The organism is Acinetobacter pseudolwoffii, assembly GCF_002803605.1.
GTDB classification, from domain to species: Bacteria; Pseudomonadota; Gammaproteobacteria; order Pseudomonadales; family Moraxellaceae; genus Acinetobacter; species Acinetobacter pseudolwoffii.
This window is the reverse complement of record NZ_PHRG01000001.1, coordinates 401,320-421,274: the sequence shown is the minus strand read 5'-3', so window position 1 is coordinate 421,274 and position 19,955 is coordinate 401,320. Positions and strand designations below refer to the sequence as shown.

The 19,955-nt window shown below is 44.0% G+C and carries 19 protein-coding genes, 2 tRNA genes and 1 pseudogene; 13 read left to right on the top strand and 9 right to left on the bottom strand.

Translation table 11 applies throughout. The annotated features are described in order from the left end of the window. Positions 1 to 30: 30 nt before the first annotated feature. Positions 31 to 621, top strand: coding sequence for a single-stranded DNA-binding protein (gene ssb / locus CWI32_RS01980; protein ID WP_005095120.1), 591 nt, complete (start codon positions 31 to 33; stop codon positions 619 to 621). Positions 622 to 951: 330 nt separating this feature from the next. Next, positions 952 to 1,515, top strand: coding sequence for an alkyl hydroperoxide reductase subunit C (gene ahpC, locus CWI32_RS01975; protein ID WP_005095146.1), 564 nt, complete (start codon positions 952 to 954; stop codon positions 1,513 to 1,515). Between the two features lie 81 nt (positions 1,516 to 1,596). On the opposite strand, the gene CWI32_RS01970 is transcribed toward ahpC, so the two are convergent. Both CWI32_RS01970 and ycaC read right to left on the bottom strand, forming a co-directional pair. Continuing rightward, the gene (locus tag CWI32_RS01970; protein WP_100534511.1) at positions 1,597 to 2,520 is read right to left on the bottom strand and encodes a LysR substrate-binding domain-containing protein; all 924 of its coding nucleotides are present in this window, start codon (positions 2,518 to 2,520) and stop codon (positions 1,597 to 1,599) included. Between the two features lie 143 nt (positions 2,521 to 2,663). After that, positions 2,664 to 3,291, bottom strand: a pseudogene (ycaC, locus tag CWI32_RS01965) (isochorismate family cysteine hydrolase YcaC). Positions 3,292 to 3,599: 308 nt separating this feature from the next. Here ycaC and CWI32_RS01960 point away from each other — a divergent pair. From CWI32_RS01960 to CWI32_RS01950, 3 genes are all read left to right on the top strand, one after another. Then, positions 3,600 to 4,478 carry a pirin family protein gene (locus CWI32_RS01960; protein ID WP_005095152.1) on the top strand — a complete coding sequence of 293 codons (879 nt, stop codon included), beginning with the start codon at positions 3,600 to 3,602 and terminating at the stop codon, positions 4,476 to 4,478. Positions 4,479 to 4,892: 414 nt separating this feature from the next. Beyond that, positions 4,893 to 6,200 carry an FAD-dependent oxidoreductase gene (locus tag CWI32_RS01955; protein ID WP_074383894.1) on the top strand — a complete coding sequence of 436 codons (1,308 nt, stop codon included), beginning with the start codon at positions 4,893 to 4,895 and terminating at the stop codon, positions 6,198 to 6,200. A 3-nt stretch (positions 6,201 to 6,203) separates the two neighbouring features. Beyond that, positions 6,204 to 7,052 (top strand): SAM-dependent methyltransferase, encoded by an 849-nt coding sequence (locus tag CWI32_RS01950; RefSeq protein WP_100356958.1) that lies wholly within the window; start codon positions 6,204 to 6,206, stop codon positions 7,050 to 7,052. A gap of 89 nt (positions 7,053 to 7,141) precedes the next feature. Here the strand turns inward: CWI32_RS01950 and CWI32_RS01945 are convergent. From CWI32_RS01945 to CWI32_RS01935, 3 genes are all read right to left on the bottom strand, one after another. Continuing rightward, positions 7,142 to 7,217, bottom strand: a tRNA-Thr gene (locus CWI32_RS01945). 203 nt (positions 7,218 to 7,420) lie between these two features. After that, positions 7,421 to 7,648 (bottom strand): hypothetical protein, encoded by a 228-nt coding sequence (locus tag CWI32_RS01940; RefSeq protein ID WP_005095157.1) that lies wholly within the window; start codon positions 7,646 to 7,648, stop codon positions 7,421 to 7,423. 366 nt (positions 7,649 to 8,014) lie between these two features. Next, positions 8,015 to 8,105: transfer RNA gene (locus tag CWI32_RS01935), tRNA-Ser, on the bottom strand. Between the two features lie 121 nt (positions 8,106 to 8,226). Here CWI32_RS01935 and CWI32_RS01930 point away from each other — a divergent pair. Beyond that, complete coding sequence (locus tag CWI32_RS01930; RefSeq protein ID WP_100534510.1) at positions 8,227 to 10,107, top strand: potassium transporter Kup; 1,881 nt, start codon at positions 8,227 to 8,229, stop codon at positions 10,105 to 10,107. Positions 10,108 to 10,185: 78 nt separating this feature from the next. Here the strand turns inward: CWI32_RS01930 and CWI32_RS01925 are convergent, their stop codons facing one another. Then, positions 10,186 to 10,764, bottom strand: a complete 579-nt coding sequence (locus CWI32_RS01925) for a hypothetical protein (RefSeq protein WP_005173169.1) — start codon at positions 10,762 to 10,764, stop codon at positions 10,186 to 10,188. A gap of 265 nt (positions 10,765 to 11,029) precedes the next feature. On the opposite strand from CWI32_RS01925, the gene CWI32_RS01920 reads away from it, so the two are divergent. Both CWI32_RS01920 and CWI32_RS01915 read left to right on the top strand, forming a co-directional pair. Beyond that, entirely contained in the window at positions 11,030 to 12,112 is a 1,083-nt protein-coding gene (locus tag CWI32_RS01920) for a DNA/RNA non-specific endonuclease (RefSeq protein WP_100534509.1), read from the top strand. A gap of 77 nt (positions 12,113 to 12,189) precedes the next feature. Further along, positions 12,190 to 12,435: a hypothetical protein gene (locus CWI32_RS01915; protein ID WP_005095167.1), complete on the top strand. Its 246-nt coding sequence runs from the start codon at positions 12,190 to 12,192 to the stop codon at positions 12,433 to 12,435. 101 nt (positions 12,436 to 12,536) lie between these two features. Here CWI32_RS01915 and CWI32_RS01910 read toward each other — a convergent pair whose 3' ends face one another. Then, complete coding sequence (locus CWI32_RS01910; protein WP_100354911.1) at positions 12,537 to 13,550, bottom strand: AraC family transcriptional regulator; 1,014 nt, start codon at positions 13,548 to 13,550, stop codon at positions 12,537 to 12,539. Positions 13,551 to 13,660: 110 nt separating this feature from the next. On the opposite strand from CWI32_RS01910, the gene CWI32_RS01905 reads away from it, so the two are divergent. After that, positions 13,661 to 14,305 carry a hypothetical protein gene (locus CWI32_RS01905; RefSeq protein ID WP_100534508.1) on the top strand — a complete coding sequence of 215 codons (645 nt, stop codon included), beginning with the start codon at positions 13,661 to 13,663 and terminating at the stop codon, positions 14,303 to 14,305. 596 nt (positions 14,306 to 14,901) lie between these two features. Here the strand turns inward: CWI32_RS01905 and hisF are convergent. Next, positions 14,902 to 15,660 carry an imidazole glycerol phosphate synthase subunit HisF gene (hisF, locus tag CWI32_RS01900; RefSeq protein WP_005095173.1) on the bottom strand — a complete coding sequence of 253 codons (759 nt, stop codon included), beginning with the start codon at positions 15,658 to 15,660 and terminating at the stop codon, positions 14,902 to 14,904. A gap of 113 nt (positions 15,661 to 15,773) precedes the next feature. On the opposite strand from hisF, the gene CWI32_RS01895 reads away from it, so the two are divergent. From CWI32_RS01895 to CWI32_RS01885, 3 genes are read left to right on the top strand one after another with little or no spacing between them, the layout of a single operon-like run. Beyond that, positions 15,774 to 16,721 (top strand): homoserine kinase, encoded by a 948-nt coding sequence (locus CWI32_RS01895; protein WP_100354909.1) that lies wholly within the window; start codon positions 15,774 to 15,776, stop codon positions 16,719 to 16,721. A 36-nt stretch (positions 16,722 to 16,757) separates the two neighbouring features. Further along, positions 16,758 to 17,381: a DUF1294 domain-containing protein gene (locus tag CWI32_RS01890; RefSeq protein ID WP_100534507.1), complete on the top strand. Its 624-nt coding sequence runs from the start codon at positions 16,758 to 16,760 to the stop codon at positions 17,379 to 17,381. A 20-nt stretch (positions 17,382 to 17,401) separates the two neighbouring features. After that, positions 17,402 to 17,797, top strand: a complete 396-nt coding sequence (locus tag CWI32_RS01885) for a DUF4870 family protein (protein WP_005095179.1) — start codon at positions 17,402 to 17,404, stop codon at positions 17,795 to 17,797. Positions 17,798 to 18,154: 357 nt separating this feature from the next. Here the strand turns inward: CWI32_RS01885 and CWI32_RS01880 are convergent, their stop codons facing one another. Further along, positions 18,155 to 18,514 (bottom strand): COG3415 family protein, encoded by a 360-nt coding sequence (locus CWI32_RS01880; RefSeq protein ID WP_005095181.1) that lies wholly within the window; start codon positions 18,512 to 18,514, stop codon positions 18,155 to 18,157. 96 nt (positions 18,515 to 18,610) lie between these two features. On the opposite strand from CWI32_RS01880, the gene CWI32_RS01875 reads away from it, so the two are divergent. Next, on the top strand, positions 18,611 to 19,942 hold the full coding sequence (locus CWI32_RS01875; protein ID WP_100534506.1) for an APC family permease: 1,332 nt from the start codon (positions 18,611 to 18,613) through the stop codon (positions 19,940 to 19,942). Positions 19,943 to 19,955 lie beyond the last annotated feature (13 nt).

Below are 19,955 nucleotides of genomic sequence, written 5' to 3'. Positions count from 1 at the left end.
ATACAGAAATATATAGGAAGTAAACAGCAAATGCGTGGTGTAAATAAAGTCATCTTAGTGGGTACTTTGGGTAAAGATCCGGAAACCAAAACTTTTGCAAATGGTGGTTCTCTCACTCAATTTTCGATCGCCACTAGCGATTCGTGGACAGATAAAAGTACCGGTGAACGTAAAGAACAAACGGAATGGCACCGTATCGTGTTGCATAACCGTTTAGGCGAAATTGCGCAGCAATACCTGCGTAAAGGTTCTAAAGTATATATTGAAGGTTCATTACGTACCCGTCAGTGGACTGATCAAAATGGTCAGGAGCGCTATACAACGGAAATCCGTGGTGATCAAATGCAGATGCTGGACTCGAATCGTTCACAAGGCGAACAGGGCGACAACAGTTTTAACCAGCCACGTTTTAATAACAATAATCAGGCGAGTAACAACCAAAGTGGCGGTTATGGCAATAATCCGCAGTCGGGTTATGGTTCAGCGCCGCAGCAAGGCGGTTTCAACAACAATCAGGGTGGCGGTTATGGCAACAATAACCCGAGTGGTTTTGCGCCGAAATCTGCACCTGCACCAACAGCAGCGCCTGCAGCTGATTTAGATGATGATCTTCCGTTTTAACTTATCAAAACGGTAAATCTTCATCCAAGACCCACCTGAATCCGGTGGGTTTTTTTATATCTTGAATTTGCTTTGTTTAGTTTTGATAGAGCTCAGAGCTTTATCATTGCTAATCTAAGTTGCAAAAAATTATATTTCAACTGCTCGGCTTATGTTCCAAATTCTAGGCTCCATATTGAGCAAATCAATCAGATCAGTAATCCTCATAGAAATCTTAAATCTAAAAAAGCGATTATTTTTATAAAAACTTACGGTTTTACCTATTTAAGAAATTTTCGTATTCTATCTTCATCGAATGAACAATCTCACCAATATACGAGGAAAGGTCTCATGAGTTTAATCAATACTGAAATCAAACCATTCAACGCCACTGCTTACCACAAGGGTCAATTTGTGGAAGTGTCCGAGCAGGACATGAAAGGTAAATGGTCGGTTGTATTCTTCTATCCTGCTGACTTTACTTTTGTTTGTCCAACTGAATTAGGCGATCTTGCTGATCAATATGCTGAATTCCAGAAAATGGGCGTAGAAATTTATGGTGTATCAACCGATACGCACTTCACCCATAAAGCTTGGCACGATACCTCTGACGTAATTGGTAAAATCCAGTACCCAATGATCGGCGACCCAACCTGGACTTTGGCGAAAAACTTTGAAGTATTGATTGAAGCTGAAGGTCTGGCAGATCGTGGTACTTTCGTGATCGATCCAGAAGGTAAAATCCAGATCGTTGAAATCAATGCCGGTGGTATTGGTCGTGATGCAGCTGAACTGCTTCGCAAAGTGAAAGCAGCGCAATATGTACACGCTCACCCAGGTGAAGTATGTCCTGCGAAATGGAAAGAAGGCGAAGCGACTCTTGCTCCTTCAATTGACTTAGTGGGTAAAATCTAATTCGCTCACTTGCTTTCGAAGCAAAAAATCCAGCACTCAGTGCTGGATTTTTTTATTGGCTGCTCAGCATGACAGCGCAATTTAAATGGTATAGCCCTGATGACCTTCTGCCCGGGCACGTAAGCCTTCGACCAGATGCTCAATCAGTTTTTCCATCACCAGACGCTGACCTTTGCGTGAGGCATAGACCAGTTGTACGGTTCCCATATTGGAACACCAGTCTGGCAGCAGATGGATCAGGCGACCAGCTTTGAGATCTGCTTCCACGGTTAACAAGGGTAGATCGGCAATACCCAGGCCATCCAGGGCAGAATAGTATACGCCGGCCAGGTCATTGCTTTTGATGCGGGGTTCTAGGGGGATATCCATCTGTTCATGACTGTCGATACGATGCAGATGCCATTGATAGTGGTTTTTCTGCGTGCCTAAAACGATGGTCGGAAAGTCATTGATCTCAGTGGGGTAGTGTATCGAACGGCCTTGTAACAGCTCCGGACTGGCAACCAGACAATGCGTGGTTTTAATCACATCGCGAACGACAATGCTGGAATCTTCATTGGCTTCAAAGTTGGTGCGGATCACCAGGTCAATCTCATCGTGCAGCACATCGACACGCCGGCTGGTAATTTCCATTTCTACCTGAACCTTGGGATAAGTCTTGAGGAATTCATTCAGCAGGCTGCGGATCTGGTAGCGCATCATCACCGAAGGACAACTCAGCTTGACCAGGCCTTGTGGTTCACTTTTCTGCTTGAGCAAGACATTACGGGCACATTCCACCTGTTGAATCAGCTTTTCGCATTCCTCAAAAAATTCCTGGCCCAGTGAGGTCACCTTAAAATGTCGGGTTGAGCGTTGAATCAGGATGACATTGAAACGGGCTTCCAGCTCTAAAATACGTCGGCTGAGTTTGGACTTGGTGATTCCGGAGATGTCACTGGCTGCACTGAAGCCGCCATGCTTGACCACCAGATAAAAATAATAATAGTCATCAAAAGAATGCACCTTTCACCTCAATCGCCCTGCGTTCATACAATGCCCATCATAGGGGAAATCCGGGCCAGGCTAAACTGTTTCCAAGCCAGATTAATTTAATTGTTCCAACAAAAAGCGACCCGAAGGCCGCTTATTTTAGAGATGTGTATGGTTTATTTTTGGGCAGTATTCTGGCTATAGCTATTCATCAGGTTGCGGTAGTCAGGAATATGATTGCTGAACAGGCTGCCGAGACCTTCGATATCATTACGCCAGTCACGGTGCAGTTCACAAGCCAGACCAAACCAGGTCATCAGCTGTGCACCAGCCTGTGACATGCGGTTCCATGCAGCATCACGTGTCAGGTGATTAAAGGTACCAGATGCATCTGTCACGATGAATACGTCAAATTCTTCTTCAAGTGCAGACAGCGCCGGGGAAGGCGACACATACTTCAGTCACCACGCCAGCAATGATCAACTGTTTTTTACCCGTGGCTTTTACCGCTTTAACAAAATCTTCATTATCCCAGGCATTAATTTGCCCTGGACGAGCAATATAAGGTGCGTCCGGGAATAGCTCTTTCAGCTCAGGAACCAACGGACCATTTGGGCCTTGTTCGAAGCTGGTGGTCAAAATGGTCGGTAAATTGAAATATTTTGCTGCTGCCGCAAGCGCCAATACATTATTTTTGAATTTATCTGGGTCAATATCACGAACCAGTGACAACAAACCAGTCTGATGGTCTACAAGTAATACGGCTGCATTGTCTTTGTCTAAACGTACATAAGGTTTTGCCATTTCTCTGTTCCTCTCTATAAAATTAGCATCCCGTCTTGGATCAAACCCAGGCTGTTCCGGGACGTGGTGATTTTTATATTAGAGCTAAAAACAGGACAAAATAAGCCCAAATTCTGGGATAAATAATCTTAAAAATAGGATAATTAAAAATTTAGACCAAAATTTTAGTTTATTTGTGTTGAATTCGGGAAGTTAAAGCAGAGATTGTCTTATATATAAGATACTGTATTCCAGCTTAGGACTATCAGCGCATCTTGGCCCGGCATAAAATGGCTGCATGTTCATCCTATCGTAATAGGAGTTAAAAGATGAAAAAAGTAATTGGTGTTTACCGTAATCAAAACATGCATTGGGTCGGTGATGGCTTTCCGGTCAAAAATCTGTTTTCCTATGACCGTTTAGGTCAGGCGATCAGTCCGTTTTTGTTGCTGGATTATGCTGCGCCCTATCATTTTGATCCGACGACTGTACAACATGGCGTGGGTTCACATCCACATCGCGGTTTTGAAACAGTGACGTTAGCCTATCAGGGTGCAGTGACGCATCAAGATTCAAGTGGCGGTGGCGGCACGATTCAGGCAGGTGATGTGCAGTGGATGACCGCAGGCTCAGGTGTAGTCCATGAAGAATTTCATTCTCCAGATTTTGCCAAACATGGCGGTCTCTTTGAAATGGTACAGCTCTGGGTCAATCTGCCGGCCAAAGACAAGATGACCACACCACGTTATCAGGCGATCACTGCGGCAGCTATTCCGCGGATTGAAATGGATGAAGAGGCGGGGCATATCCGGGTGATTGCAGGTGAGTTTGCTGGTCATCAAGGTCCTGCTCATACTTTTAGTCCGATCAATGTCTGGGATGGTGAACTGAAAGCGGAATATGAAACCACATTACATATCCCTGCCGGGCATAATGCACTGTTAGTCGTGCTGAAGGGTGAGCTGGTGGTCAATGCGAGCCAGAAAGTCCTGGACAGCTCAATTATAATGTTTGCCCGTGATGGAGATCCGGCGATTCAGTTGCAAGCCTATCAGGATACCCAGTTTGTGTTACTGACAGGCGAGCCACTCAATGAGCCCATTCAAGGTTATGGCCCGTTTGTAATGAACAGCAAGGAAGAAATTATGCAGGCATTTCAAGAGTTTAATCAGGGTAAATTTGGTGAAATTGCGGTGCAGGCTGAATAGTACACCGAGCGGTTAAACAAAGAAGCCTCTGCTTTCGCAGAGGCTTTTATTTTATAAGGCGCTGTAGTTTCTTGTCGTTTTAAATAATTTACGCATAAACTCATCTTGGTGGAATCTGATGGGTTTATGGTTTTATTATGCTGTGAATCATAGATTTTTCAAGGGCGTTTGTCAACCAAAGGTTATAAAAATGGTTAATTAAGATGTTTGTTTTTAAAGTGATTTTTCTGGTTATATGGAAAAAATATGAATAAAATCCTGAGTTTGGTGAATTTTGTAACCTGTTCAAAAAAATAGTGAAAAGCAGATTTTATCCCGTCCAATTGCCTTTACGAAAAACATATATTCTGGAAGATTTTAATAACCTGTTTGATTGGCGCATGGTACATAATTTCTGTAGTTTTTCAATGACGGATGATCAGTTTGGATATCGCAGTAATTGGTAGTGGCATGGCCGGACTGGCAACAGCCAGAATTCTCCAGGATGCAGGACATCACATCACGATTTTTGAAGCACTTCCAGGTCGTGGCATGGACAGTCATAGCCTTGAATTTGAAGGGGGGCTAATTGATGCACCTTTACGTGTGATGAATCCTTATCTGTGGAAAAACACCCTGAGTCTGGCCACGTATCTGGGCATTAAAACTTATCCGGTGCGTACCTATATGGCCTGCAGCTGGTTATTTGAAGATAAAACTGAAACCTGGCTGACCACATCGCGTAGCCGTATCGGCAATATTCCAATTATCAATAACCGTAAAGGCTTGCAGCAGTACGGCTGGCGTCTGGTCAAGGGCCTGTTGCAGCTCAAAGTGGCATTAACCAAATTTTTTAAGTCGAAAAATCAGGACATCAGCCTGGCAGAATTTATCAATCGCAACGAGATTGAAGAAGTGTTCTGGCATGGCGCCGTAATGCCGGTACTGTATACCATTTGTACCTGCAATCCGAAAACCATTGGTGAATGGCCGGCGAAACCTTTATTGATTTTCCTGCGTCAATTGACTGATGGCGATGCCTTACTACGCTTGCAAGGCGGAACACCGGCGCTGGTCGACAAACTGGTGGAAGGTATTCATATTGAAGATGGTTCAGCGATTACACTGGTTCAAGAGCAGGGCGATCAGGTCAAAGTTGAAAATGCGGCCGGTTATTCAAAACTGTTTGACCGGGTCATTGTCGCGACGCCAACCACTAAAATTGAGCAATTCCTGGATCCAACCCAGTTTGCCAGCGAAATTGAATTATTGAAGAAATTCAAATTCGAACAGGGCGAACTGGTGATTCATACCGACTCCAGCGTGATGCCGCCAAAACGTAAAGACTGGGCCGTGCTTAGCTATATGATGGATCGTAAGTTTACCCGTCAGCAATTTACAGTGTGGCTCAACTCGATTGAACCTTCTCTGGTCGGCAAGTCGGCAGTGTTCCAGACCTGGCGTCCGGTGACCGAGATTGACCCGAAAAAGGTGATTACCTCGGTCATGCTGACGCGTGCGGTGGTCGATGCCAATACCGTGGCGCTGAACAAGGAATTACAGCAGCGTCATCTGGAAGCCAATCGCAAAGTCTTTTTCTGCGGTTCATGGTCATGTGACGGTTTGCCCATTCTGGAATCGGCTGTGACCTCAGCGATGAAGATTGCGGAAATTTTCGGTGCGCCTTTACCGTTTCAGGGTTTAAAACCTGTGGTCGAGGTTGCTCCGCAACTGGGTTATTAATTGATGCAATGGCTTCAGGCACTGCGTCAGCGCTTTCCTCAGCATAAATATGCAATTCATGCAGCGGCGCTGGGGGATCAGGCGCAATTGCCCTGGAGTAATTTGGGCTATTGGCAGGCAGGACAGCAGGATTATGTTGCTGCCTGTCGCACGCTGGCCGATCAGCTCGCGCAGAGTGTCAATTTGAATTCAAAAGATAAATTGCTGGATCTGGGCTGTGGTCAGGGTGCAAGTTTATTGCACTGGCAACAGCACTACCGAGTGCAATATCTGGCCGGTGTCGAAGTACAAGCGGCTTGCGTGGCCACTATTCAGCAACATCTGCCAGAACTGAATGCCATCTATCAGGCCTCGTTTCTGCGTTTAAACGAATTACAATTTTCCCAGCGTTTTGATGTGGTGCTGTGTCTGGATGCAGCTTATCACAGTCCGGTTCCGTTACTTTTGCAACAAATCAGCAGTGTTTTAAAGCCAAATGCACGAATTGGTTTTCATCATCTGGTGTTATCGGAACGTTGGCAAAATTTGAATTCATTTCAAAAGCGTAAATATCAGCTGTTACTGAAATCTGCCGATATAAATTTAAAAGAATTAATGTCTGTTGGTGCACTGTATGCGTGTCTGGATCGTTTTGAATTTAAAAATATTCAGATTCAGGATCTATCCGAGCCGGTATTTTCTGGCTTTGCGGATTATGTACAAAAAACTTTGAATTCAAAACAAGCCGGTCATCATATTCAAGGCTCAGGCTTGGATCATTTTAAAATTCAAATGACAGCAAAGCTATGCCAAAAATTATATCAGGAAGGGATCGTGAGATATGTGCAGGTAACGGCACAATCGAAGGACTAAAACAGCGTAAGAAAACGTCGAAAAATTCAAGTTTGAAAAATACCAAGCCCAGAAACATCAAAGCCTCACTAAAAAGCGAGGCTAAGATATGGTGCCGGCACACGGATTCGAACTGTGGACCTACTGATTACAAGTCAGTTGCTCTACCAACTGAGCTATGCCGGCATGGTGGAGTGCATTTTACAGAAATTCATTCGCTACGCAAGCCAAAAAATAACCGTTCAAGCTATTTTGGTACGATTTACCGTTTTTCCGGTTCATTCTATCTAAACTGTCTTTTATCGAAAGATCAAGAAAACGCCCATATAGGCAGATATGGGCGAGGGTGAATGTACAGGGTTTAGTATGGGTCAATCGCTTAAAAGGGATTATCGCTTTTTTAGGATCTGGTCTAATTCTTGTGCACATTCCTCTAAAGTAAAGGCCATATCAAACTGCATTTGAGGTTTGAGTTCTTGAGCGAGGCTTCTCCACTGTTCGATGAGTCTCAGAGCTTTTTGAATTTTATGTTTATTGATGTCTTTGGCAATGGTTGGGGTATAACCGCCACGTTTTGCATTTTTGATCTGTTTTGCATAGTTTGCGCTGTTATTCATGTTCGCTCTCCGAATAGCAGTGTATCTATTTAGCTTTAAGTTTAAATGGCTCGATCAATCCTGTATTTCTTTCTATTTTATGGTTTTTATTCTCCTCTCAGCACCTCTGTAGGCACCATAACATAGCTTTGATGACAATAGAATTAAGCTATTTTTATGCCAGTTTTTAAATTGAACCTAGAAAAGCACGGAAGCTTAAGAAAAATTTAAATATGGTGGAATAATCGTCTTAGAACAGCCATATTCCTTAGGTCATAGTAACTTTAATCATGGTGGTGATGGATTGTTTAATGATTCTAAGCAGATGCGAATTTGAATTTCAGGCAATAAAAAAACCCGAATCATGTGATTCGGGTTTTTAAATTCTGGCGGTGAGAGAGGGATTCGAACCCTCGAAACGCTATAAACGTTTACACACTTTCCAGGCGTGCTCCTTCAGCCACTCGGACACCTCACCATAGGCCGAGGATAATAGCGAAAAAAACCAGCTGTGCCAAGCTGAAACAATTGATTTGCAGAAAAACTTTTAATGTGGTGCTATGATTCGCAAAAATGCTTGTTAAAAACGAAGACAATATATGCAAAGCACTGCACAAAAAGCAGCTCTCCCGGTGATTACACTGGCTGCGCTTGGGGTCGTTTTCGGAGATATTGGCACCAGTCCACTCTATGCACTGCGCCAATGCTTCCTCACCGCACATCTCGCCATTAGCGAGGCCTCTGTACTCGGTATCCTGTCGCTGATTTTCTGGTGCATGATGCTCACCATCAGCTTTAAATATGTCACGGTCATCATGCGTGCCGATAACAACGGCGAAGGCGGGATCATGTCATTATTGGCATTAAATCTGCGTACCACACGAATTGCCGATCAAAAGAAAATTTTCCTGATTGCCTTGGGTTTTATTGGTGCATCGCTATTCTTTGGTGACGGTATTATTACTCCGGCAATTTCTGTGCTGTCTGCCATTGAAGGCTTGAGTATTGCGACACCTATTTTCAATCAATGGCTGGTACCGCTATCGATTGGAATTCTGGCGGGGCTGTTTATGGTGCAGCGTCACGGTACAGCCACCATGGGGAAATTTTTCGGGCCTTTAACCATGCTCTGGTTCCTGTCCATTGGCGGTTTTGGTTTGTGGAGCATTATCCAGACCCCGTCTGTCCTCTGGATGGTGAATCCGTACTGGGCATATCACTTTGTGGTTGATCAGCCCTACGTGGCTTTCCTGACCATGGGCGCGGTGATTCTGACCATGACCGGGGGGGAAGCAATTTATGCCGATATGGGGCATTTCGGTCGTCTGCCAATTCGTCTGGCCTGGTTTATTATTGTCTTGCCCTGTTTATTGCTGAATTATGCCGGACAGGGCGCATTGTTGTTGCGCAGTCCAGAAGCGCTGGCCAATCCTTTCTATATGCTGCTGCCAGAATGGGCTTTATTCCCGATGATTGGACTGGCCACGGCTGCAGCGGTCATTGCCTCGCAGGCGGTGATTACCGGGGTATTTTCGATGGTCAATCAGGCCATTCAACTGCGTTATTTGCCGCGTCTATCGGTCAAGCATACCTCGGCAGTCGAACGTGGCCAGATTTATCTGCCCTTTATTAACTGGCTGCTGTTTATTTCGGTCTTGATCCTGATTTTACTGTTTGAAAATAGTGCCAATCTGGCCAGTGCTTATGGTGTTGCAGTGACCATGACCATGCTCTGCGGTACTATTCTGATCTCGATTCTGGCTTATGGTTTATGGCGTTGGCCGGTCTGGAAAGTGGCATTGTTTGCTGTGCCATTTTTGGCTCTGGATTTGGTCTTTGTAGCCTCAACTTCTTTAAAAATCACCTCGGGTGGCTGGGTGCCGATTCTGATTGGTGCCGTGCTGTTTACCATTTTGATGACCTGGAAAGATGGACGCGCTTTGGTTTTGAAGCGTCTGGAACAGGATGCCTTGCCGATTGATCTGTTTATTAAAAGTATCTCAATGGGGGAAGATACCAAATATGTGCCAGGTGAGGCCATTTTCCTGACGGGTACACCGAATATTGTCCCGCATGCCATGCTGCATAATATCAAGCACAACAAAGTCTTGCATGAACGTAATATTATGCTCACGGTCATTACCCGTGATGTTCCCTTTGTAGCTAAGCAAGATCGGGTTGAACTGGAACAATTGAGTGAGCATTTTTATCGGGTATTTATCTATTATGGTTTTAAGGATCAGCCCAATATTCCAGTAGCTTTACAACAGGCTTATCGAAAATGGGGTTTTGAATATGATCTGATGCAGATCAGTTTCTTTATTTCACGTGAACGGATTATGCATACTGTGGGTGAGGGTATGGCACCGTGGCGGGAAAAACTGTTTATTTCCATGCAGCGCAATACCAGTCCGGTCAGTGATTTCTATCAGATTCCACCCAACCGTGTGGTCGAGCTGGGCACCCAGATTCAGATGTAAATAAAATTAAAAAGCATAAAAAACCAGAGACACACTCTGGTTTTTTATGGGAGAAACAGTAAATAACTGAGCTTCGGATTATTGCTCAAGTTCTACGGCAGCTGGCACTTCAGGTGCAGCATTCAAAGGCTGCTCCATCAGCACTGGTTCTGCATCGGCTTGAGCTGCAATTTCAGTTTGTGCATTCATTGCATTGGCTTCAACTACAGCAGCTTGCTGTTGCTCTTCAAGCACAGGCTGTTGTTCTGGCGCAGCCATAGATGTGGTTGCTTCGACTTCAGTACTGTTGGCCGGTTCAGCCAGATTGGCCGGCATGTCTGATTGATTCATACCCGGTTCTGCCACAGGAGGTTGTGGCGAAACCATGTCTGAATTACCTGGTGCCTGCATCATAGCTGGATCATTTGGCATCGCTGGCTGCGTATTTGGCATTGGTTGCTGTGGCGCAGCTGTACGCGGATCGACAAGGCGGATTTGACCAGAGTTGACTAGAGTTTCTAGAGAGCCTTCCTGACCATTTACCGTGGTACTAATTTTAGCTTTAGACAAGCTTTCAAGTGTTTCACCCGGTTGAACCGGTGGCTCGGCAAATGCGCCTGCGCTGATTACACTTGTGAATAATCCTAAACCTAATATTTTAGAGAGTTTGGAATTCATGATTGACACCACTGCTAATAATTGTACGAATTGGGATAGGCGCTTAGCTTTACATACTCATCCGGCAGCTCCAATCAAAGCTACTCAAAGACTGCGAAACCTCATTTAAAATGAAATAAAAAATAGACAGTTTGTTACAGCTTTCGTGGCTTTTAAGCCATTATTGTTTATTTGTTAAGCGAATGGCGGGGTCAAGATATACTTCATATACACAGCTTGTTAAGCTCGGGAAAAATCGGTATTGATCTAAAAAGTACGTGTAATAATGGCCAAGAAGCAGCGTAAATCCAAGAACTCTCTTTTTCAGTTTTTAAGTAAAAATAGTACTAAAGTCATTCTGGGTGTGGTGGCTTCGAGTAGTTTTGCCATCGCCTTTGGTCAGGAAAAAATCAGTCAATGGGTGTCTCTGCCATCTTCATCCGATTCCGCCTGTCTGACACAGTTTTATCGTGATGTTCCGCCGTATCTGATGAAAGACAGCCTGAAAAAAGACAGTTATTCACTGTGCTTTAATGGCTTTAACGTCGGTTATTCCGGTGTTTCGAAAACCCCACTTTGGGTGGCTGAAGCACTCACACCGGCACGCTTAAGCCAGAAAATTCCGCGTCAAGATAATTTTCATGAAGAGACCCAGGTTAAACCTGCGCATCGGGCGACGTTGGCGGATTATCGTGGTTCCGGTTATGATCGCGGGCATATGGCGCCAAATGCGGATATGCCCAATAAGGCTGCACAGTCAGACAGTTTCTCACTGGCCAATATGGTGCCGCAAGCACCGAAAAACAATCAGCAGGTCTGGCGTGAACTGGAAGAAGCGACCCGTGCCATTGTAACCAAACAGAAGCAGGATGTTTATGTAGTTACCGGGCCGGTATTTGCGGCGAAAAAACTAAAAACCATTGGTAATGGCGTGATTGTACCGACGGCGGTGTATAAGGCAGTTTACCTGCCGAAAACCGGTGCGATTGGTGCTTATTATGCGCCGAATGATAATTCGCTCAAAGTGCGTATTGTTAGTGTCTGTTATCTGGAAGAACAGCTCGGAATTAACCTGTTTCCACAATTGACCGAAGAGCAGAAGCGCAATACCTATCGTTTGCCATTGACGGCCAGGGCGGTCAAAGCCAATCAGAAAATCGAATATTCTAACTGGGATGCAGAAAGCCAGTGTGCGGAAGATGTCTCTAAAGAAAACTTGCAGGCACTGCAACGTGAGTTTAAATCTTCAGGTTCAAATACCTCGACGTCCTCAGCGACTGGTGGTGCAATCGATAACGACACCCAAAATACGATTGTAAAACAGCTGATAGATGCGCTATTGCAATATATTTTGCAGTTATTGAAATAAACTTGCTGAAAAAAGTGGGATTCGAGTAGCATCGATCTCACCCATTATTGAAAATAACAAAGACAGGTGGAGAGGATATGTTTAAAGCATTTGAAAATGGCAGTGAATCCCATGCCATTCATGATCTGACCTTGGAAAATGATCTGGATTGTGTCAGCCTGTATGGAAACTTGCAGATCACCAAGGATCAGGAAGGTCTTAAGGCTGCCAAGGTTTTGCAGGCTTTTGTAAATGATGTGGTGCAGCAACTGGAAAATACTGTAGATCTGCCAGAAAAGCTGCAGCGGGATGATCTGGACGAAATTGAAAATCCATTTTTATAAGATTTTTTCATTTGTTGGAGAATGTTCCATCTGGAACCAGACACAAAGCCCAATATTCCTATTGGGCTTTTTACTGTTTTTAGTCTCAGCATTGCAGCGTCTCAAGCTGTCTGAGCCAAAGATTCTAAGCGCCATTGTTGTGGCGTCAGCTGGGTCCATTGCTTAAATGCCCGCTGAAATGCACTCTGCTCGGAGTAACCAAGCAGCATGGAAATTTCCTGTAAGCTTAAATGCGGATCTTTCAGATATTGCATTGCCATCATAGAGCGGATTTCCTGCATGCATTGCTGATAGGTTTTACCCTGCTTTTGCAAATGTCGTTGTAACTGACGGACAGAGAATTTTATTTGCTGGGCAATATGTTCAATCTGGAACTGGTTTTTTTGCAGGCCCACCAGAATCGCCTGCTGTAACTGCTGGTCAACTTGGGTGGAATTGGGGAATTTTTCCAGTAAAGCTTCAGCTTGTTGTTTCAGAAGCTTTTGTAGGGTCTGATCACCCTGTTTTAAAGGCGTAGACAGCTCGCTGACCGGCATCAGGACTTGAGTCTTGGCTTGACCGAAACGAACCTTGCAGCGGAAATACTGTTCATACAATGCTATATTTTTGGGTGTTGGATGCTGAAAATGCACTTCATGCAGATGCAGATGATTATTATCCAGAATATTCGATTTAATAAATTCGATCATGAGTGCAATCGCAATTTCATCGGTCAGTTGCGTACTCATCTTAAAAGGAACCTCACCCCAGGCAATCGAAAGATGATCTCCTTGCCCCTGGATTTGTAGCGGGCTACCATCATAGATCAGGCGATGGTAGTCATGATAGCGCATGAAGGCTTCACCCAGCGTGTCACTGGAAAGTGCCAGATAACCGATAATCCCGAGATGTTTAGTCTCGACCAGTTGCGCAATTTCCAGGCCCAAAGCCGGGCGCTGCAGCTGTTGATCAAGTGTCGTCAGCAGATCACGCCACAGAGTAAAATCAAAGCGTTCCAGATTTTGAATGGCCAATAATTTCTCAGGGACTTCGAGCTGTTTCAGCTGATAATAGTCCAAAAGTAAATGTCCTAAACCACCGTATATCGAGCCTACGTAGTTTTTTAGAACCAGCATTTTTTAATTCTTTTATTTTGTCGTATTTTGTCAATCATATTGAATATTTTGGTCAATATCTAGTCTTTTACTTAGCCTATATTGAAAAATAGACCAAGAGGTAAAAGATCATGTGGAAAGGTTTTCTGGCAGGACTCGTCGTTGCCAATGGATTTGAATGGTTTGCGCATAAATATGTGTTACATGGAATTCACCGCCAAGGACAGAGCCGCTATAGTCCGGTTCCAGAAAGCATGTGTTCGCATTGGGAACATCACCGCATTGTGCGTAAAACGGAATTTTCCGATTTCGGTTATGTAGAAGGACTGAACAACTGGCGTACCCGCAATGAAATTGCTTCTCTTGCCGTGGTTGCTACAGTCTTTGGATTGACGTTTTATCCTTTTTCCAAAGGGATGACGCTGGCCGTATTATATAGTGCAGGCAATTATTATTATCGGCATCGTCGTGCCCATCTGGAGCCAGAATGGGCCAAAAAAAAGCTGCCTTGGCATTATGATCATCACATGAATAGTAATCAGGATGCCAACTGGTGTGTGACCAAACCCTGGTTCGACTATCTGCTGGGTACCCGGGTGATTTCCTCCGCAGATTTACAGGAGCAGAACCCTTTAAGTATGGTATTGCCTGCACCGATCTCGAAAAAACTGAACTATTGGGCAGACCGTTATTTTCCAGCCAAGTGGGCAGAAACTCCGGCTAAAATTGCTAAAAATCCTGCGACCAATCACTTAAATAGGCCATTAAATCGCTAAAACCCGGTTCTTGTCGTGATTTGTCAATAAAATGCAGATGTATTGTCAATATTGTCCTTTTTATTTGGCCTATATTCACGGTTGTTGGTGAGTGAAGCCACATACTGATATGTTTTAGGTGTAATGAGTTATTTTGAATACCAAGCGCTGTGGTCTAATCTTGGTTTTTACAGGGAGTCGCGAGACTCCTTTTTTTTATTTAATTTTTACTTTTGAATATCGGTCAAGATAGAGCGATCTTGTTCATCCTCATACTGGGATGAATATTGAAAGAAAATAACATCCTTTACATTTAAGCTGCTCAGCACTGGAAAGCTTGGTCCTGTCCGGCGGCTATTGATCAATAACAATCCCTAAACATCATTTTGAACATACCAGCCCTTTTCTATTAACTCTTTCTTGTCGTGTTTGCTGTTCTACTTTAATCCACAGAACGATGGATATACTTTTTCAAAGCAGTCATCATTAGAGCAAACCCGGATGTGCCACAGATGATGAGAGTATTTTCCAAATGATTTATTGCCTAGGCTTATCCTGTAGAAATAAAAAAGAGCATCGTTGTGATGCTCTTTTTTAAATACCAATTCGTTTTTGAATTAAAGGCGCATTTCAATGCCTTGCGCTGCCATATAGGCTTTGGCTTCAGGAATGGTATGTTGACCAAAGTGGAAAATTGACGCTGCCAATACTGCATCAGCACCGCCATGAATAATCCCGTCCGCCAGATGTTGTAAATTTCCTACACCGCCAGAGGCAATAGTCGGTACAGTGACGCGGTCATTGATAGCACGCATCAGGGCGATGTCATAACCGGCTTTGGTGCCGTCGGCATCCATTGAGGTAATCAGGAGTTCACCTGCGCCGTAATTGGCCATTTGTTCTGCCCATTCCAAGGCATCAATGCCGGTCGGTTTGCGGCCGCCGTGGGTGAAAATTTCCCATTTATCTTCGCCGGTTTTTTTGGCATCAATGGCGACCACGATACATTGTGCGCCAAAACGTTGTGATGCTTCCTGGACAAATTCCGGATTAAATACTGCTGCCGAGTTGATGCTGACTTTATCTGCACCAGCATTGAGTAGCAAACGGATATCTTCGACTTTACGCACACCGCCACCGACCGTCAGGGGGACGAAAACCGATTCAGCCATACGTTCTACAGTACGGTAAGTGGTGTCGCGTCCATGATGTGTAGCGGTAATATCAAGGAAAGTAATTTCATCGGCACCTTGTTCGTTATAACGACGTGCGACCTCAACTGGGTCACCTGCATCACGAATATCAAGGAATTGAACACCCTTGACCACACGACCATTATCAACGTCGAGGCAAGGAATAATACGTTTAGCTAGCATAAATTTTTCCAATTATTACAGCCGATTATGAAACTCACCCACGCAAGCGCTACACCTTGGCAGATGGAAACGGTATTCTAGCAAAATTATGTAAGTTTTTTCGCAGGTTTTCTATGTCGGTTTATACCACTTTGACTTTAAAGGAAGTTCAGGATTTTGCAGCGCCCTACGGTTTAAAGGCGGTTGATCTGATTCCGATTCAAGGCGGTATTCAAAATACCAACTATTTTTTGGTCTGCGAAGACGCACACTATGTGCTAACGGTGTTTGAGGATATGGATGAACAGGCGGCAGGGGAACTTGTGCCTGTATTACAACATTTGGGCAAAGCAGGCTTGGCCGTTCCGGTGCCTTTATCGCATTCAGGCAAGGCTATTCATAGTATTAAAGATAAACCGGCACAGATTGCACCGCGCCTATTGGGTGAGCATCCCATGCCATCGACCGTGGCACAAGTTGAAGCAATTGCAGTGGCGCAGGCAAAAATGCATGTGGCATTGCAGGACTTCAAATTAGAACGTAATTTCGTGCGTGATCATGCGTATTGGCTGGCCGTGTCCCAAGAAATCAAACCAAGTTTAAGTCCGGCCGATAAAGTGTTGCTCGGCAAGCTTTTAGGCCTGTATGACGCTTTAACAGCAGTCTATCCAGATCGTCCACGTGGCTTTATTCATTCCGATCTGTTCCGGGACAATACCTTATTTGAGGGTGATCAACTCAACGGTATTCTGGATTTTTATGAACTAAACAAAGATGAATTTTTATTTGATATCGCGATTACTTTAAATGACTTTTGCACCAACTATCCGGATGTCACTTTAAACGAAGAAAAAGCCATTGCCTTTTTAAATGCCTATGAAAGCGTCCGCCCCTTAACAGCAGATGAAAAATCATGTTTAGAGTTGTACTTGGCCATGGCCGCAGGACGTTTCTGGATGATGCGTTTACAGGTGGCACAGCGTAACGCGGCACTGGGTCGTACTGGCGAAGATATTTTGCAAAAAAATCCAGTCGAGATGCGTAATATGTTGATTGAGCGATTAAAATTCGTTACAGCTTAAATATTTAAAATTTATAAAGACAAAAGGACAGGGGATATGCGCGATCAGGGACGTTTAGTAGAGTGGTTTGATGACAAGGGTTATGGCTTTATTCAGCCCAATGATTCGGCCAAAGATCGCGTATTTCTGCATATCAAGGACTTTGCCAAGCAAGGTCCGCGTCCGATCGTCGGCTGTGCCTTAGATTACACGGTCATTTTAGATGAGCGCGGACGATACAAAGCACAGCAGGTCATGTATCTGAAAGCATCGCAAACCAAAATGTCTCAGGTTAAATTCAAACCCAAGCAACAGCAGTCACAGAAATTACAACCGATGCAGATTGCCTGTGTGGTTTATATTCTGTTGCTGACCGCATTGACTTTGGGCGGTCTGCTCAGCGGACTGGTCTTGTTGCTGATCAGTTTGATGAATGCATTGAGTTACTGGTTGTATGCGCAGGACAAGGAAGCGGCGCAATCGGGTAAGCAACGTATTCCGGAAAATACCCTGCATCTGGTGGCTTTTTTAGGTGGTTGGCCAGCAGCCTGGTTAGCCCAGCAAAAACTGCGACATAAAACACAAAAACAACCGTTCCGGCAGATATATTTTTGTACTATAGCCTTTAACATCATTTTGATTATATGGCTAATTTCCCCATTTAACAGTTTAAATATTTAGGGGAAAGATCAGGAGGGGACGTGAACTATTCCATTGATAAAGACCCAAATCGCACACTGACTTTTGCACTGTACATTTTATATATTGTGGCCATTTTTAGTGCTGGCCTCTTGGCTGTCGTGGCGTTGATCATTAACTATGTCAAACGTCGCGATGTACGTGGTTCAATTTTTGAAAGCCACTTCACCTGGCAGATCCGCAGTTTCTGGTGGTATCTGGTCTGGAATATCATTGCCTTTATTCCATTTTTGTTTCTGTTCTTTACTGGCGAAGATCCGAACCTGTTTGCAGGCGTGGCATTTGGTGCATCCGCTTTCTGTTTGTTGGTGGTCTTTCTGGCCTGGATCTGGATTGTGTATCGGGCGATTCGTGGCATCATGCGCTTGAATGACAATCGACCGATGTATAAATCCTAAATTTTATTGTAGAAAAAGCAGCCAAAGTGCTGCTTTTTTTATGCCTCATGTAATAGAACGGATTCCGGCTGTCCGCATAGGCTGAAAAAAATTACCAACTCGCACCACTTTTATTCAAGCTTGCTCTATTTTAGTGAGCAATTCTTATCATCATTGAACATAATGACGAACATTGCTAAATATTTTTAATTTTATAAATTTACATTTTTAATATTTAGACTTTACTTTTTTGTTTCATAAATTTACTTTTTTAATAAATATAGTTTACGTTTTTAATAAAGAAAACTTACATTAATGTACATTTATTTTTTTAAATTTAACAGGTCGAATTATTTTATTGTCGGGCTCATTTTTAATTTAAGAATAAAAGCGACCACGACGGCGACGCATGCCTAAAACATGAATAGCACGCACCAGAACCGCATAAGAAACTGCATAACCAAAGCGCTGTTCAAATATTGGAACCAAATCACTAATATTTTGAAATTTTAAAGATCTTACAAACACTTGAAATTCATTCCAATCTTTAATATGGCCCGGTGCGCCGCGATTTTTTACAGGTTTCTGGACCAAGTCGCCAGTTTCTTCTTCAAGGCGGATCCATGCATCCAGAGTCACCCGAGAGATGCCAAATTCTTTACAGACAGCCACCTTGTAATCGGTCTTTTTATACATCTGAATGGCTGCAATTCGAGTTTCTAAATTGTACTTTGGCATTTTCTATCCTCACTCAATTTATTTATATTTTTATTATATGGCATAGTCATTGCAATTGAACAAATAACGAAAATAAATAATGTTCAGGTGACATCAATGGAAAAAGCACAAGTTGCTTTCAAAAAAATGTCTTTGTGGCAGGTCGTGATCATTGGTGTGGCATATATGACCCCGATGGTTGTTTTTGATACCTTTGGGATTGTTTCCGGCATCACTGAGGGACGTGTTCCACTCGCGTATATCCTTGCCTTAGGTGCCATGCTGTTAACGGCATTCAGCTATGCGCGATTTAGTCGCCAGACAGAAAAACCGGGCTCGGCTTATACTTATACGGCGGAATCTTGCGGGCCGAAAGCCGGTTTCTTTGTTGGCTGGTGTGCCTTAATGGATTATATATTGCTGCCGCTCGTGAATGCTTTACTGGCCGGGATCTATTTGGAAGCTCTGATTCCAGGCGTGCCATATTGGGTGTGGGTCTGTATCTTTACCGGTTTGGTGACCCTGATTAACTGTTTCCGCATTAATATCTTGGCGAACTTAAGCCTGGTTTTTGTGGTGGCTCCCTTGATTTTAATGCTGCTGTTTATCTATCTGGTGATCAAGGGTATTGGTACGGAGCAAGGTTATCATCACGTCCTGACCATGACGCCATTATTGAACGGCGATAGCAGTATATTGCCGTTAATTACCGAGGCATCAATTTTATGTTTCTCGTTTCTGGGCTTTGATGCCGTGACGACGATGTCACACGAAACTAGAGACCCGAAAAAAAATATTCCACGTGCTGTAATGCTGACCACGTTGACAGGCGGGGTGATTTTCTTCTCGGCATCGTGGTTTATCCAGTTGTATTTCCCCAGCAATGTCCGCTTTAACAACCCCGATGAAGCATTGCCTGAAATTGTGATGTATGTCGGTGGGGCACTGTTTCAGGCGGTGTTCCTCTGCGCGCAAATCATGAATACCTTTGCTTCAGGTTTGGCGACTCATGCCAGTGCCTCGCGTTTAATCCATATCATGGGACGTGACGGAATTTTCCATAAAGGCACATTCGGTCAAGTGCATAACAAGTTGGGTACACCACTTTATGCCGTGCTGTTCATTGGCTTAACTTCACTCCTCGCCATCAGCCTTGATCTTGCGACAGTGGTGAGTATGGTGAGTTTTGGTGCCCTGATTGCCTTTACTGCAGTGAATTTCTCGGTATTTGTAAAATTCTTTGTTCAGGACAAACAGCGTCAAGGCTTAAAAAATATCTTCCTTAACTTGGTTTTGCCCCTGTTTTCGGTGGGCGTGATGTTGGGTTTATGGATCAACCTGGAAATGTCAGCCTTGATCTGTGGCTGTATTTGGCTCGCAGTAGGTGTGCTGCTCTATATGTATAAGCGTTTGCGTAAACAGAATATTGTGATTAGTAGTGCTTACTAAGATCGAATCAATT

Coding starts and splice junctions, on each gene's coding strand:
- ssb (WP_005095120.1), top strand. CDS start 31: ATGCGTGGTGTAAATAAAGTCATCTTAGTGGGTACTTTGGGTAAAGAT.
- ahpC (WP_005095146.1), top strand. CDS start 952: ATGAGTTTAATCAATACTGAAATCAAACCATTCAACGCCACTGCTTAC.
- CWI32_RS01960 (WP_005095152.1), top strand. CDS start 3,600: ATGAAAAAAGTAATTGGTGTTTACCGTAATCAAAACATGCATTGGGTC.
- CWI32_RS01955 (WP_074383894.1), top strand. CDS start 4,893: ATGATCAGTTTGGATATCGCAGTAATTGGTAGTGGCATGGCCGGACTG.
- CWI32_RS01950 (WP_100356958.1), top strand. CDS start 6,204: ATGCAATGGCTTCAGGCACTGCGTCAGCGCTTTCCTCAGCATAAATAT.
- CWI32_RS01940 (WP_005095157.1), bottom strand. CDS start 7,648: ATGAATAACAGCGCAAACTATGCAAAACAGATCAAAAATGCAAAACGT.
- CWI32_RS01930 (WP_100534510.1), top strand. CDS start 8,227: ATGCAAAGCACTGCACAAAAAGCAGCTCTCCCGGTGATTACACTGGCT.
- CWI32_RS01925 (WP_005173169.1), bottom strand. CDS start 10,764: ATGAATTCCAAACTCTCTAAAATATTAGGTTTAGGATTATTCACAAGT.
- CWI32_RS01920 (WP_100534509.1), top strand. CDS start 11,030: ATGGCCAAGAAGCAGCGTAAATCCAAGAACTCTCTTTTTCAGTTTTTA.
- CWI32_RS01915 (WP_005095167.1), top strand. CDS start 12,190: ATGTTTAAAGCATTTGAAAATGGCAGTGAATCCCATGCCATTCATGAT.
- CWI32_RS01910 (WP_100354911.1), bottom strand. CDS start 13,550: ATGCTGGTTCTAAAAAACTACGTAGGCTCGATATACGGTGGTTTAGGA.
- CWI32_RS01905 (WP_100534508.1), top strand. CDS start 13,661: ATGTGGAAAGGTTTTCTGGCAGGACTCGTCGTTGCCAATGGATTTGAA.
- hisF (WP_005095173.1), bottom strand. CDS start 15,660: ATGCTAGCTAAACGTATTATTCCTTGCCTCGACGTTGATAATGGTCGT.
- CWI32_RS01895 (WP_100354909.1), top strand. CDS start 15,774: ATGTCGGTTTATACCACTTTGACTTTAAAGGAAGTTCAGGATTTTGCA.
- CWI32_RS01890 (WP_100534507.1), top strand. CDS start 16,758: ATGCGCGATCAGGGACGTTTAGTAGAGTGGTTTGATGACAAGGGTTAT.
- CWI32_RS01880 (WP_005095181.1), bottom strand. CDS start 18,514: ATGCCAAAGTACAATTTAGAAACTCGAATTGCAGCCATTCAGATGTAT.
- CWI32_RS01875 (WP_100534506.1), top strand. CDS start 18,611: ATGGAAAAAGCACAAGTTGCTTTCAAAAAAATGTCTTTGTGGCAGGTC.